17 protein-coding genes and 1 tRNA gene are annotated in these 13808 nt (G+C 43.4%); 9 read left to right on the forward strand and 9 right to left on the reverse strand.

Annotated elements, in window-relative coordinates; genetic code table 11:
- Nucleotides 1-151: 151 nt before the first annotated feature.
- Nucleotides 152-1540 carry a bifunctional diguanylate cyclase/phosphodiesterase gene (locus DXA13_RS14195; protein WP_118245302.1) on the reverse strand — a complete coding sequence of 463 codons (1389 nt, stop codon included), beginning with the start codon at nucleotides 1538-1540 and terminating at the stop codon, nucleotides 152-154.
- 209 nt (nucleotides 1541-1749) lie between these two features.
- Here DXA13_RS14195 and DXA13_RS14200 point away from each other — a divergent pair, with 209 nt between their 5' ends.
- The 3 genes from DXA13_RS14200 (at nucleotide 1750) to DXA13_RS14210 (ending at nucleotide 4875) form a co-directional block, all read left to right on the forward strand.
- A complete protein-coding gene (locus DXA13_RS14200) occupies nucleotides 1750-2490 on the forward strand; it encodes a phosphatase (protein WP_118245304.1) in 741 nt (246 codons plus the stop codon).
- Between the two features lie 35 nt (nucleotides 2491-2525).
- The gene (locus DXA13_RS14205) at nucleotides 2526-3920 is read left to right on the forward strand and encodes a L,D-transpeptidase family protein (protein WP_118245393.1); all 1395 of its coding nucleotides are present in this window, start codon (nucleotides 2526-2528) and stop codon (nucleotides 3918-3920) included.
- A gap of 139 nt (nucleotides 3921-4059) precedes the next feature.
- The gene (locus DXA13_RS14210; RefSeq protein ID WP_181995687.1) at nucleotides 4060-4875 is read left to right on the forward strand and encodes a prepilin-type N-terminal cleavage/methylation domain-containing protein; all 816 of its coding nucleotides are present in this window, start codon (nucleotides 4060-4062) and stop codon (nucleotides 4873-4875) included.
- A 310-nt stretch (nucleotides 4876-5185) separates the two neighbouring features.
- Here the strand turns inward: DXA13_RS14210 and DXA13_RS14215 are convergent, their stop codons facing one another.
- Nucleotides 5186-5356: a DUF1540 domain-containing protein gene (locus DXA13_RS14215; protein ID WP_118245306.1), complete on the reverse strand. Its 171-nt coding sequence runs from the start codon at nucleotides 5354-5356 to the stop codon at nucleotides 5186-5188.
- A 150-nt stretch (nucleotides 5357-5506) separates the two neighbouring features.
- Between DXA13_RS14215 and DXA13_RS14220 the strand changes: the two genes are divergently transcribed.
- Nucleotides 5507-5713 carry a hypothetical protein gene (locus tag DXA13_RS14220; protein WP_118245308.1) on the forward strand — a complete coding sequence of 69 codons (207 nt, stop codon included), beginning with the start codon at nucleotides 5507-5509 and terminating at the stop codon, nucleotides 5711-5713.
- Between the two features lie 165 nt (nucleotides 5714-5878).
- Here the strand turns inward: DXA13_RS14220 and DXA13_RS14225 are convergent, their stop codons facing one another.
- Nucleotides 5879-6379, reverse strand: coding sequence for a superoxide dismutase family protein (locus DXA13_RS14225; RefSeq protein ID WP_118245310.1), 501 nt, complete (start codon nucleotides 6377-6379; stop codon nucleotides 5879-5881).
- Nucleotides 6380-6518: 139 nt separating this feature from the next.
- Between DXA13_RS14225 and DXA13_RS14230 the strand changes: the two genes are divergently transcribed.
- Complete coding sequence (locus tag DXA13_RS14230; RefSeq protein WP_118245312.1) at nucleotides 6519-7391, forward strand: AraC family transcriptional regulator; 873 nt, start codon at nucleotides 6519-6521, stop codon at nucleotides 7389-7391.
- 260 nt (nucleotides 7392-7651) lie between these two features.
- Here DXA13_RS14230 and DXA13_RS14235 read toward each other — a convergent pair whose 3' ends face one another.
- Complete coding sequence (locus DXA13_RS14235; RefSeq protein WP_243009150.1) at nucleotides 7652-7927, reverse strand: helix-turn-helix domain-containing protein; 276 nt, start codon at nucleotides 7925-7927, stop codon at nucleotides 7652-7654.
- A 279-nt stretch (nucleotides 7928-8206) separates the two neighbouring features.
- On the opposite strand from DXA13_RS14235, the gene DXA13_RS14240 reads away from it, so the two are divergent.
- The 4 genes from DXA13_RS14240 (at nucleotide 8207) to DXA13_RS14255 (ending at nucleotide 11056) form a co-directional block, all read left to right on the forward strand.
- Nucleotides 8207-8728, forward strand: a complete 522-nt coding sequence (locus tag DXA13_RS14240) for an RNA polymerase sigma factor (RefSeq protein WP_118245314.1) — start codon at nucleotides 8207-8209, stop codon at nucleotides 8726-8728.
- Nucleotides 8729-8892: 164 nt separating this feature from the next.
- On the forward strand, nucleotides 8893-9741 hold the full coding sequence (locus DXA13_RS14245) for a hypothetical protein (protein WP_147348038.1): 849 nt from the start codon (nucleotides 8893-8895) through the stop codon (nucleotides 9739-9741).
- Nucleotides 9742-10060: 319 nt separating this feature from the next.
- Nucleotides 10061-10768, forward strand: a complete 708-nt coding sequence (locus DXA13_RS14250) for a cell wall hydrolase (protein ID WP_118245318.1) — start codon at nucleotides 10061-10063, stop codon at nucleotides 10766-10768.
- A 217-nt stretch (nucleotides 10769-10985) separates the two neighbouring features.
- Nucleotides 10986-11056: transfer RNA gene (locus tag DXA13_RS14255), tRNA-Gly, on the forward strand.
- 245 nt (nucleotides 11057-11301) lie between these two features.
- Here the strand turns inward: DXA13_RS14255 and DXA13_RS14260 are convergent.
- From DXA13_RS14260 to DXA13_RS14275, 5 genes are read right to left on the reverse strand one after another with little or no spacing between them, the layout of a single operon-like run.
- The gene (locus tag DXA13_RS14260; protein ID WP_347559870.1) at nucleotides 11302-11871 is read right to left on the reverse strand and encodes an aldo/keto reductase; all 570 of its coding nucleotides are present in this window, start codon (nucleotides 11869-11871) and stop codon (nucleotides 11302-11304) included.
- Nucleotides 11843-12022: a hypothetical protein gene (locus DXA13_RS23190; RefSeq protein ID WP_347559871.1), complete on the reverse strand. Its 180-nt coding sequence runs from the start codon at nucleotides 12020-12022 to the stop codon at nucleotides 11843-11845. The genes DXA13_RS14260 and DXA13_RS23190 overlap by 29 nt, the downstream gene beginning before the upstream one ends.
- A gap of 13 nt (nucleotides 12023-12035) precedes the next feature.
- Nucleotides 12036-12266 carry a tautomerase family protein gene (locus tag DXA13_RS14265; protein ID WP_181995688.1) on the reverse strand — a complete coding sequence of 77 codons (231 nt, stop codon included), beginning with the start codon at nucleotides 12264-12266 and terminating at the stop codon, nucleotides 12036-12038.
- 15 nt (nucleotides 12267-12281) lie between these two features.
- Nucleotides 12282-13148, reverse strand: coding sequence for an aldo/keto reductase (locus tag DXA13_RS14270; RefSeq protein WP_118245322.1), 867 nt, complete (start codon nucleotides 13146-13148; stop codon nucleotides 12282-12284).
- On the reverse strand, nucleotides 13135-13764 hold the full coding sequence (locus DXA13_RS14275; RefSeq protein WP_207662178.1) for a TetR/AcrR family transcriptional regulator: 630 nt from the start codon (nucleotides 13762-13764) through the stop codon (nucleotides 13135-13137). Before DXA13_RS14275 ends, DXA13_RS14270 begins: the two co-directional genes overlap by 14 nt.
- Nucleotides 13765-13808 lie beyond the last annotated feature (44 nt).

Genomic DNA, 13808 nt, shown 5'->3' on the forward strand with positions numbered 1-13808 from the left:
AGCCAAAAGAGGGTGTTGCAAAAGTTGAATCCGCATTACCTCCGATACCAGATTTCGTTCCAGGCAGTGGCCAAGCCACTCCAGCTGGTATCGGCGGCAATGCTCTATTCCTTTTTGCAACATCCTCTTTTTAAGAGCTGATTTGCATGCCTCAGCGCTGGGCCTTTTCCTTCTCTTCGGCAGCGATCTGGAACGCTTCTTTCCGATCGGCTCCGATTATGCGGATCAGAATGTCTTCATCCAGCGTCGGTGAGTAATAGAATCCCTGCTGATAGAGACAGCCGGATGAGGTAAGTGTTTCGATCTGTTTTTCCGTTTCCACGCCTTCAGCGATAATATTGAGTTCCAGTTCTCTGGCAATCTCGATCAGCCCGTGGATGACGAATGAGGCTTTGGGATTCGTTTCCAGCTGCCAGATGAACATCCGCTCCAGTTTCAGGCTGTTGATGGGAAGTTCCAGAATGCCGGCCACGCTGGACATACCGGAACCGAAATTATTGAGGATCAGTTCGATTCCCATATCGGAAAGTTCCTGCAGAAGGACATTGATATTCAGATATGCGGTAGTGAACGCATCCTCCTGCAGTTCGATTGCCAGCTTCCCCCTGGGAATCTCGTATGTATCCATGATTTCATGAATTTTGTCCAGAAAATCCTCTTGAAGAAACAAGACGGAGGATACGGGAAGGGCGATTGAGTCGAATTCTTTTTCCTCGTCCATAAGACGTTTAATGCACGCGCCGACCCGTTCCAGAGCGTAATACTCTACGGCACGGATCTGACCGGAATCCTCAGCAATAGGAAGGAATTCAGCAGCGCCGACCATGCCGATTCCTTTGACAAATATTCGCATATAATATTCCGCTCGTGTAAATTTCTGCTGTTCAATATTGTAAGTGGGCCGGTAACGGACATCGATTTCATGATTGGCAATGGCCGTCTGCAGGTAATGGGCAATTGTCTGTCTCCTTAAAAAGCTGGCCTGCATGTTGCTGTCATAGACCGCATACTGGTTGGGGCCGAGTTCAGCAGCCTTGGAAAGGGCCATGTCCAGAAATTTCATCATCTCGTCTGCCGAGAACGTATATCCGGGGTAGGAGCACATGCCAATCTGTACGGAACAGAGACAGTCCGTTCCGTTTACCTTCCACACGTGATCAAACTGGTCCAGAATTTTGGCAGCGAGGCTGACGGCCTTTCCGGAAGTGGCATTTTCCAGGAAAATCAAAAATTCTACTCCAATATAACGGTATACGGTGCTTTTTGAGACGTCTCTCAGATAATTAATGATCTGTTCCAACAGAGTTTCACAGTAATCGTATCCGAAAATGCCGTTCAGCTGTTTGAAGTTTTCTATGTATAATTTAAGTACAACGCCTTTCGACTGGGCGCTTTGAACGTCAAGCAGGTGCTGCAGATGGCTGTAGCAGCCGTCGCGGCCAAAAGATAGAGCCGTACGTGGCTGAGGCTCTGTATATGAATGAATGGTAGTGGATGGATCCGGAGCTGAATCTTTTTTTGTCTTTTGAAACCATGCCATGGTAAAATCCTCCAATTTCGTTTGTTCTGCTGCTCTTTTATTTTAGTATGAAAGGGAGAAAAAAGCAATGCAATTTCCTTTTTGGGCTGGAAAATCAGGGAGGAAAAGGGAAAAAAGCCTTGTAAATATCAGGACTTGCCTGTATACTTTTATAAGGCTGGATCGCTGTGTCAGAACCAGTTTTATAAAAGAAAAGAGGATGAATAAAAATGGAACCATTGCTTATGGATCTGCATACCCATACCATTGCCAGCGGCCATGCCTATGGCACGATAACGGAGATGGCAAAAGCGGCGGCAGATAAAAAGGTAAAGGTGCTGGGAATTACGGAACATGCGCCCGGGATACCTGGAACATGTGATAAGCTTTATTTTTCTAACATGAAGGTCGTACCGAGAGAATTGTTCGGAGTGAAGCTTCTGCTGGGATCAGAGATTAATATTATGGATTATGACGGGAGACTGAGCCTCCCGGACAGCTATATCAAATATCTCGATATCAGGATCGCAGGCCATCATAAGATCTGCTGTGAATTTGGAAGTATGGAGGAAAATACGAGAGCAGTCGTTTCAGCGATGAAGAATCCGAAAATTGATATAATCAGTCATCCGGACGACGGAAGAGGGCCTCTGGACTATGAGAAGCTTGTGGAAGCTTCGGTAACATATCATACGCTTCTGGAAATAAACAACAATTCGTTGAGACTGCCGATTAGAAAAAATGCGGAAGAGAATATGCGTACCATACTGAAGCTGTGCATGGAATGCGGACAGCCGGTAGTGGTCAACAGCGATGCCCATTATATGGACGATATTGCCAATATCGACCAGGTATCAAGGCTGATAGATGAAATGGGATTTCCCCGTGAACTGATTATGAACTATTTCCCGGAACGGTTCCTGGATTTTCTCAGAGAAAACAGGATGCGGGAAGGGATGGAAGCATGTTGAGTGATTATTTATGGAAGAAAGAGAAGGGAATTGATATGATGAAAACGCGCCTGAAAAGAGCGGCATATATTCTGTTAACGGCAGGTCTCTGCATGTTCGGCAGTATGACTGCATTTGCGGACAGCGAGGTGGACGCCAATCCGGCTGTCTATGTGAGCGGAACAACCATAAACGGTGTGAATGTATCCGGCCTGACTCCGGAAGAGGCAAAAGCCCGTGTGGAGCAGTTCCTCAAAGAGAGTTATGAACTTACAGTTGTGGACAGCAGCGGAAGGGAAACGATTATCAGCCATCAGGATATCGGATTGAGCGCCGTTGTAAAGGGCGGTCTGGCTGAGGTCCTGGCAAAGGAAAATGAAGGGGGAAGACAGTCGGGCCCGTCTGCGGACAACAGCTATTCCATTGACCTGGAGATTACATACGATGAGAACGCATTGACAGAACGGCTGAAATCCTTAAAATGCATGACGAGCGGAGTGATTGAGACAAAGGATGCCCATATTTCGGCGTACGAAGAGGGAAAGGAATTCACCATCGTCCCGGAAGTAAAGGGAAACAGCGTCAACTGGGAGAGACTCAACACGGCTGTAAAAACAGCGATCGGCTCCGGGCAGAGGTGGTTGAGCCTCTATGATGCAGGATGCTATGATAAGGTAAATGTTTATTCGGATAATGAAGAACTGAAAAAACTGTGTGATACGATGAACCAGTACAGGACCATGACCGTAAATTACGTATTCGGAGAGGAGTCTGAGAAACTGGATGGCGCTGTCATCGCTTCCTGGATACAGGGAAGCAGTGGAACCGATATCATGATTGACAGGGAAAAGGCGGCGGCCTATGTAAACGCTCTGGCTGAGAAGTACAATACGGCGGGAAAAGAACGCACGTTTAAGACAACAGCGGGAAATGAAGTGAAGGTAACAGGACCTTACGGCTGGAGGATGGATACGGCGGCGGAGACGGAAGCGCTTCTGAACGTAATCAAGGCAGGTCAGAGCATAGACAGGGAACCGATTTATTCTCAGTCTGCCGCAGGATGGGGAACGAATGAGTACGGCAGCACATATGTGGAAATCGATCTGGGTAATCAGCATGTCTATCTGTATAAGGATGGGGCGTGCATCCTGGACGCCCCGTGCGTAACAGGCAATGTTTCCAAGGGGTGGACAACACCTCCCGGCATCTTCGGCCTCTATTACAAACAGAGAGACAGGGTATTAAAGGGAGAAGATTATGCAACGCCTGTAAGCTACTGGATGCCGTTCAACGGAGGCATAGGCCTTCACGATGCCAACTGGCGGGGTCAGTTCGGAGGCGGTATTTACAAGACATCCGGTTCCCATGGCTGTATTAATCTGCCGCCTCAGAAGGCTGCGCAGCTTTATGAGCATGTGTACAAAAACATGCCGGTTATCTGCTATAACTGATGATGAACCGATGAAACCGGACGCTTCCCCAAATCAGAATCCGGCAGTTGACAGATCGGCTTGAAACGGCTGGAATAGAGAAAGATGTACGTGGACAGAGGACGAAAAATACGATATACTGTCTGTAAGGGTACAGAAAATGATAAAAGGTGAAGATGGGATGGAAAAGGATAACAGGGGGTTTTCATTAATTGAGCTGATTATAGCAGTTGCAATTCTGGTAGTGCTAACGGGAATGCTGGTTCCAAGCCTGCTGGGTAAAATACAGGAAGCACGGCGGGCAAAGTGTGTGCATCAAAGGGATAATCTGGTGCTCATTTTCAATCTGGCTTCGGTCGACCACGACTGGGAAGATTGCAAGGATATCACAGAGCTGAAGAATGATCTTGGAGGAAAAGATCCGGTGGACTATCTCATAGAGAACGGTTACTGTGATGAGAAGGAAGCGGTATGCCCTGTTTTCCACACGAAGTATGAACTGGATTATGCAGTTATAAAGGGTGTGAAAAGCGTCGAGTTTCTATGCGGGTGTAATTCCGCGGAAAAGGGCTATCTGGCGATGGCCGGGGATATCACGGAAAAGGGAGATTATATAAAGAAGAGTACGGACCGGAAAAAACTGATTGAGGAAATCTATAATCAGAGAGGTTCTCTGCTGGAGGTATCTTCCGGATTTAAAAATGGTACGATTGCGGAAGGAATGAATAATCTCTACTGGAGGCCATATTATTTAAAGGATGGCACGATTGTCATGTATGCAGCCAGCGGAAATACTGCGTCCCATGCAGGTTGGGGTGCTTATCTCGTCTATGTAAACGGAGAAATTTACGAGAGTACAAAGGTAGGCGCAAATGGAAAGCCGGCGACGAACAGTGTATCCAGTTTCTATACTTATACGGATGCGGATTCCCTGAAGGATAATTTGTCGGGATTAGGATTTGAAAAAGCAAAATAACAGTAAGAACAAAGGCAGGCCGTTATTCTTTGCAGTCTGCCTTTTATAATAGAATTAAGAAAAGCCCGGAATGGTTACCGGACTGAATGAGGGAAAAAATAAGATTTATGTGAAAAGGCTTGTGCCTTGTTTATGTTCAATATCATATCGTACATTTGTGACCAAAATGTGGAAGAAAAATAAAGAAAATATAAATCTAATTAAAATTTATTTATGTAGAGAGCGCTGCAACAGTAAAATCAATATCGCCATATGACTTTACTGTTTTGCAGCAGTCTCTGAAAAGAACGTTATAACCAGATGATTCAGCTTATGCCTTGTTTACGAAGGATTCACAGTCTGTACATTCTTTCATTGTAGGGTTTGCTTCATGTGTGCCAACCTTAATTTTATCAAGTGTGCAGTAGTTCTCAGTTTCAGCGTGATAAGCGCAGTTGTGAATGGTGCATTCAATACATGGATTTTTTCCACTTGTCATCATAATATCATACCTCCTAAATGTTTTATCGGTATTATTATGAGAGAGTAATAAATAAAATATGATAATTTAAAAAAATAGTTCAGGATAGAGCGGCAGGATATGGAATAAATAAAAATAAGTGAAATAAGTGAAAAGACGGAGGCAGTCCATATGGAAGAAGGAAAAGAAGTTTTTTATACAGAAGACGGGAATGTATATTCAGGAAAGATCATCGATGTGAAAGACAGAGGAAATACATTTCTTTTCAGCATAGACAGCTATGGAGCGTGTGAAGGCCATTACCGGATATCATCCGCTCAGATCGGTAGGTCCGTATTTTATACCAGAGAAGAAGCAGAACGCTCCCTGAACAGATAGGAAAAGCGGAAAAAAGTTGGAACATGTCATGAAAAAAGGCAGAAATATCATATTTTTACTGTAACTTTGTAAATACGGTGCAGATATGAGATTTCTGCCCTTTGTTATAGAGCCGTTAAAGTGCTTATAAAGCAGGTTCCTGATATGATGGACGGATGTATTGTATTAATTATCTGATCTTCTTATGACGCCGCATGCAATTTTATTTCCGGAATCGCCGGAAGGCTGAGATGTAAAATTATCGGCGTGCTGGTGAATGACTACAGATCTTCCGATAATTTCATCGATCGTAAAACGTTTATCGTAGAACGCCATCCAGGCATATCCCTGGTTTCCCAACAGTGGAAGAAGATCGCCTGCATGATCCGGATGCGGCATATCGGCCGGATTATAATGATCTCCGGTGTTCTGGAACAGATTGGTGCAGTCTCCGAATTCGTGAATGTGCATTCCATAGAAATCGGAGGAAAACTGAACAGACATATTTGGAAGATTAAATATTTCTGCTGATATTAAGACACCCTGGTAAGGGGTGGTATAGAATTTAACGAGTCCGCTGATCTGAGGAAACGCTTCGCCGCCGCGTACCCAGGCCATAGCAGCCGGCGTATGGTTCATGAGAAGATATTGAAATGTATTTGCAGGGGTAAGTTGCTGATTCGCCATAGAGATACCTCCTTTACTGTATGATTATTATATGCACGGCCGTCGGAAAAGAACGTTAAAAAGAAGAAAAGAGGCAAAAATCATCGAGAATATTTACGAAAAAAAAGGTAAGATCATACATGTCAGGAGGTGAGCAGATATGAAAGAACAGGCTGAAGCGGTTCAAAGGATGCAGGATTATATCGAAGAACATTTATGTGAACAGATCACTCTCGCAGATTTAGCAGGCGTATCGTTATTTTCTCCATGGCATTCTTACCGGCTGTTCCGCCAATGGACGAATATGACTCCGGCAGATTATATACGGCGTTTTCGGCTTTCGGCATCGGCGCTTAAGCTACGGGATGAAAGTTGCCGTATAGCGGATGTAGCTTTCGAACTTGGATTTGGCAGTGTAGACGGATTTCAGAGGGCCTTTTTTCATGAATTTGGATGTAATCCGCGTGAATATGCCTCAAATCCCGTTCCGCTCTATCTGTTCACTCCTTACGGCGTCAAATACAGAGAGATTAGAAAGGGGTCAAGAAAAATGGAACGTGCAAAAACAGTGTTTGTCCAGGTGATTGAAAAGCCTGCAAGAAGAGCAATTATTAAAAGGGGAAAGAAGGCAGAGGATTATTTTCCTTACTGCGAGGAGGTTGGATGTGAGGTATGGGGTCTGCTAACCAGTATGAAATCCCTTTGTGGAGAACCGGTCTGCATGTGGCTTCCAAAGGCATATCAGAAACCGGGAACTTCCAAATATGTTCAGGGAGTGGAAGTAAGCACAGATTACGATGGAGTGATTCCTGAAGGATTCGACGTCATCGATCTTTCCGAAGCAAAATATCTGATGTTTCAAGGGGAGCCGTTTGATGAAGAAAATTACTGTGAGGCAATCGAAGCAGTTCAAAATGCAATCGCAGGTTATGATCCGGCGCCGGCCGGTTATCAGTGGGATGACAGCAATCCGCGCATACAATTAGAACCAATAGGAACGAGAGGCTACATCGAACTCCTGCCGGTAAAATAAACAATCGTATATACATTATGGTGCTTTGCACCTCCCTGAAATAAATTTAGAATTCAAGTGGCATCGCCGCAAACATTAGGGAAAAGGTCAAGCAATTTATAAAAAAGATAAATATCTGAAATGAAAAAATAGAGTATGATAATCAATAAATGCTTATCATACTCTATTTTTTTGACTTAATGACATTGGGCGGTGGCCAAATCACTACATCATTAAGAGTGCTATTTATAATGACGATTTAAAGAAATAATAAGATTCAATCACGCATTTACAGACGGATTTTCCGAACTGGGCGCATCTTTGAGCAGTTCCATGCAGTCCACTTCGAGAGCCTCGGCAATTGCACGGAACTGGCTGGCCTTGATGTGCTGTGTATTAGCTTCAATTTTGTCCAGAACAAAGATATTGATGTCGACGCCGGCCAGCTGAACTTTAATGACAAGATCGGATGTCTTCAGCTTGCGCTGTCTGCGTATTCTTTTTATATTTGTACCGATTTTGATTTTTGTATCATTTTTTATACGGGTCTCATCCATAACATAACCTCTTTTTGCTGAATTAAGCAAATATTTACTTTATATTATGTGAAGATTGTGATAAAATGTTGCTTAAATCAGCAAAGGTACAAATCCTGCTGCAAAAAGGCGTAATCCGTAGCTGCTGCAAAAGAAAATCAGAAATCATTTAAGGTTTTTCTTGAATGATACTTAACAAAAACATGTAATTATGGTAGAATGTCTCTGAGTTTAAGAAAAAAGCAGCGTGATAATGATCCAATCATGAGAGTGCTGTAATCATACATATAAGGAGATAGAATGGAACAAAAAGCAAATGAGATATTCCGATCCATGTATGAGGATTATAAAATACAGCTCCGTACGATTGCCAGACATTACGGAATACCATATGATGAAATTGACGATGAGATTCAGGAGACGTTCACTTCATATTACGAGAATTATTCTGTAGATAATGAAAAGAGCGGCTGTATTCTTGTAACGATTCTCAGAAACAGATGTATCGACTATCGCAGAAAGATACATTATGAGACGGTCAGTGCCGATTCGGATGCAGGGCGTTTTGCCATCGATGAAATAACTTCCGGTTTTGGAAGGGATACAGCTGATAAAGTGGCAGAGTTGGAACTGTATGAAAAAGTCCGAACGTGCATTTCAGAGATGCGCAGTGAATGGCAGGAAGTAATTCTTTATTGTTGTATTCTCCAGTATACAAGCGAAGAAACGGGTGATATTCTGGGTATTTCTTCTATCGCATGCCGTTCCCGTTTGTTAAGAGCGAGAGAACATCTGAGGAAAAAGATGAAAAATTATTTTTAAAGAGTTTGAAGAGATGGAAGCAGTATTTATAATGGTCAATGCTTGGAAGCAATAAGCATACAGGAATAGGAACTCGATATTGTTTTACGGCAGAAACAGCGGTAAAATTGACTTCAAAGAGCGAAGACTCGGCGGTCAAATTTAAAGAAAATGGAGAGATGTTTGTGAAACAGAAGGACGAAAACCAGATACAGGATAATTTAATAGATGAAACAATCAGGGCGGCATTCGGTTTTTCTGAAGATCAGATTCAGGAGGAACTGGATGAAGCGGTGGCCCACCCGGATAATTCTCCGGAATTGCAGGTGCCAGATGACGAATTTCAGAAAATAATGCAGAAAATACAGGAGCGTGGAATTCAGCCGGTTCCTCTCGGGGAAGGAAAGAGAGCGCATGCTGGTTCCGATGAGGAGAGGAAGAGCTCCAGATCACACAGAATCAAGAAGACCTTGCTTATTGCAGCAATTCTCAGCGCGGCCGGAGTTGGCTTCAGCCTGAATGCAGTGGGCAAAGGCGCGACGAAATACATGGTTGTCGAAGACGGCAGCAAGGGAAATAATATAGCATGGAGCAATGTAAAGGGAATTGATGGAATCAACGGGGAAAAGGAAGCGTATGCCAGAGTAAAGAGCGAACTTGAAATGCCGGTTATGAAGCTGGGATATGTTCCGTCGGAAATGAATTTTGAAAAGCTGGTTTTAAATGGAAAAACAGGAGTTCTGCAGTTTGAATACCGTGGCGGGGATCTTTTTGTTGCGCAGTCCGATGGCGATGCAGGACATGGCATCATGGGTGAAGGCAAAAGCAAAACGAAAATATCGCAGATTTATAATCCATGGCTTGGCAGAGAACTGGATATTTATCAGGAAGAGCTGGACAACAGTGAAAAGAGATACAGTACGGATGTCACACCGAATGACGCCGATATCACTTATTCTGTAAGCGGTGTTATGGAGGAGACTGAATTTGCCAGAATAGCAGAGGGATTATATATCGACAGTTCAAACGAATAGAATATCTTTTTATATATCAGTAATAGAGTACCGGACAGAATTCACGTAATTTGCGTGACTTCTGTCCGGTATTTTTAACTTTCCAGGAAAGACATTGTTCTTATTTTATGAAAGGATTCCGGAAACCGTCTGATTAAATTATGTAAGGTTTACTTCTATTTGGGCAGGAAGGGGCATATATTTATAAAATTGGTAATGGATTTTATGTACAGGCAGAGCTGAAAAAGGCTTTTACAGGACAAGACGTGATTTACTCTGGTTGCAAACAGAGTTAATTATAAAATGAGGATGCCGGTATACTCCCAAAAAAGGAGGATGTATGTTTAAAGTATTAATTGCTGGACTGACAGCAGCGTCAATTTCATTTACAACGCCTGTGGCGACACAGGGAGAGGTGAATCATGATGAAACCGCTGACATATCTTTAGCGGCACAGTTTGAGAAACAATTGGAAAGTATTGCCGAGACAAAAACGAAATATGCGGCAGCCGATATTAACGTGAGGAAAGAACCTGGTCTTGAATCGGAAGTTTTACAGACGATTCCTATGAACACTCCGGTTGAAACAGTCTTGGAACTTGACGGCTGGGCGATGGTGAGAAGTGAAGACGGGTACGCCTATATTGCGGCAGACTGCCTGAGGGATGCCCCTGTCGTCAATCGATGGAATTATAATCCGACTCAGGAGGAACGAAATCTGATTTACCGAATCGTCATGCTGGAATCCGGGGCGGAGCCGGATTTGGGACAGCAGGCTGTGACCGAAGTAATTATGAATATGACATTGGACAGCAGCCTGGGTGATCATACCATATACGGCGTTTTAAGTAAAAAAAATCAGTATTCGACATGGAAATACCGCAACAGCCCAAGAGCCACCCCCACAGAGCAGGTGAAACGCAATGTAGACTATGTCCTGGATGGAAAATCAAATATACTGCCCTTTAATACGATCTACTTTTCAAGAAAGGCGCAGACCAGCAGGATACAGGCTGTTATAGGCAGACATGTATTCTGCAACAGGTAGCGATTACAAAACAGCGTTTCATAGAAAGAATATAAACAGAGGAGACGCCGCAGTTTTTATGCAGAGAGGAAACTTCTTGTCTGCGGCGTCTTTATTATAGAAAAATATTCCTTCCCGCATACTTTATGATAATGGCCGTCTCCTTCCTGATTTTGAGATTTTCATCTTTACATTTCTGCCATATAGAGGTATAATAAATTTCAGCAAAACGATATATGCAGATATAGTTCATCGGTAGAACACCAGCTTCCCAAGCTGGGGAGGCGGGTTCGATTCCCGTTATCTGCTCTCGCAAAAGACTGCCGGAAGCCATGTATATGGTGTGGTACCCGTCAAGTAGACATTTTAATATCGAAAGGTTTTTGATTTTTGCCGCCCATAAAGGGGCGGCATTTTTATGCTGTTATCATCATTTTTTGGTATTCTTCCTTCGCTTCATATTTTTCTGTATAATATATCTCCCGTTTCATCAGCCCCAAGGGAGCATATCAATACCTAGGGCTTCCGGCTTTTTATTTCAGATAAAACTTACGTTAGAAACTCAGTGTATGCAGTAACTTAATCCACTTCGGATCGAAATGATTTACGATTTCGCTGTGGCCGATATCCAATGTTTCGATTCTTTCCATATCCTCTTGAGAGAGAGAAAAGTCAAACACATCAAAATTATGCTTTATTCTTTCTTCATGGACGGACTTTGGAATAACTATAACTCCTCGCTGAATGTTCCAGCGGAGTGCTGTCTGAGCTGCTGATTTGCCGTATTTATTCCCAATCTCCACCAGAACTGGGGTTGTAAAGAAGTTATGTAATCCTTCATTGAATGGAGCCCATGCCTCTGGTACCACACCGTATTCGTTCATCACATCGACATTAAGCTGCTGCTGAAAGAACGGATGCATCTCTACCTGATTGATCATCGGCCTAATTTCGAAAGTCTCGCAGAGGTCGACAAGCACATGGGGATAGCAGTTCGCCATACCGATTGCTTTTAGCCTGCCCTCCCTATAGAGCGTTTCGAGACCTTTCCACGCATTGATATAGTCACCCATTGGCTGGTGAAGCAGCATCAGGTCAATGTATTCCACTCCCAGCCTTTTCATTCATATAGCCCTGTGCGGTGTCGATCAGCCTATAGCCTGCTTTTAGCGCCGCAAGAACAGCGCTTTTAGCGGTCTCAAATTCAGGAATCTGATAAACACCATAGCCGAGTATTGGAATCTTTATGCCATTATAAAATTCTCTGTATTCCATAAGCTGTACCTCTCTATTTATAAAGTTTTTTACCCGAAAGTATCATCATCTTATCTTTCTTTGGCTCGATTTCTGCCTTCACTACTTTTTCAACCCAATCGTCAGGAGCGATTTCCTCCAGCAAAATAGTGAGTGCCTGCGGCGAGCAGCCCCATTCTTCAACAAATACCTGATTGATTTTATCAACTACTTTTTTCTTGGTTTCTTCGTCCTTTGGATAGGCTTTGACTACAATATATGGCATAGCTTTCATCCTCCTTTAATCGTTTGCATGGATATCAAATGCGTCCATCAGGAACTGAGCAACACCAGGGGCATCAGGATTATGTCCGCCTTTTCCGGTATCAAGAGCCCGCATTTTATCCATCTCTTCATCTGTCAGAGCAAAATCAAATATCTCCATATTACTCTTGATTCTTTTGGGATTTACAGACTTGGGGAAGATGACTGCACCCTCCTGAATCTCAAATCTTAAAATAATCTGCCCGATATCTTTGGCATATTTCTCTGCAATTTCCGCAATTACAGGATCTGTAAGCAGCTTTTTGTTTCCCTGGCCGAGAGGCCCCCATCCTTCAAGCTGGACGCCGGCATCCTCCATAATCTTTCTGATTGGTTTCTGCTGATAATAAGGGTTAAACTCTACCTGATTGACAGACGGCAGCGTGTCAAACTTCGGCACAAAGCTGTTCCAGATTTTTGGAGTCATATTACTTACTCCTATGGAACGAATCTTTCCGGCATTTTTAGCTTCTTCCATTGCTTTCCACGCGCCCGGAACATCGCCATAGGGCTGATGGATAAGGTATAAGTCCATGTAGTCGAGTCCTAGTTTACTAAGGGAGGATTCAATACCTTTTCGCGCTGCTTCATAGCCATAATCCTGAAGCCAGAGCTTGCTTGTCAGGAAAATGTCTTCCCTTGGAATTCCGCTTTCACGAATTGCCTGTCCTGCTTCCTGTTCGTTGAAGTATGCCGCAGCTGTATCAATATGGCGGATGCCGAGGGCAAGCGCCTCCCTGACGGCCCGATAAGTGCTGCCGTCAGCGGGAATCTGAAATGTACCAAATCCATAAACAGGAATTTTCACACCATCATTTAATTTTACAGTTTCAATTTTTGCCATAATCATTATCTTCCTTTCTGATTAAATATGGAACTATGATTGCGCTTAAAAACGTGTCGCAGAATTCTCTTGTACGAGATTCAAAACTGTATGCGCCGCCGGACATATTCCAACAAAGCATTTCCCCATATAGCACATCTGTTAATGTATGGGCAAGCACGTCAACAGGTGTGTCGGCCTGCAATTCACCTTTTTTGATACCGCTTTCGATAAGCCCCTTTATTGAATCAATGTCCATATTCAATTTGTTTTTGTCATCGGGATTTTCTACGAGATCAGGGTTTACGGTATTTCTCACCCATTCCTGACATAGCTTCAAACTGCCCTTTTCTATATATCCGGAAAAACTTATCATAAAAAATACAAGTCGTTCCATGAACGTTCCGTTATAATCCCGTGCCTTTTCAAAAAGTTCCTTAAACATTTCCCTGCTTAAAGCGAACAGCACATCCTCTTTTTGCTTAAAATAGGTATAAAATGTACCGTTTGAAACTCCGCAGGCTTGTGTGATTTCTCCGATCGATGTATTGACCAGTCCTTTCTCACATATAATCTTCTTTGCGGCATCTAACAATTTCTTTTTTGTTTCAAGTGCGGCAAGCTGCCTGTTCGTCATGATATCACCTCCGTTCTGATTTGTAATTTCATCATATCACATTC

Source organism: Clostridium sp. AM58-1XD (assembly GCF_003464085.1).
In the GTDB taxonomy this organism is placed as follows: Bacteria; Bacillota; Clostridia; order Lachnospirales; family Lachnospiraceae; genus Lachnoclostridium_A.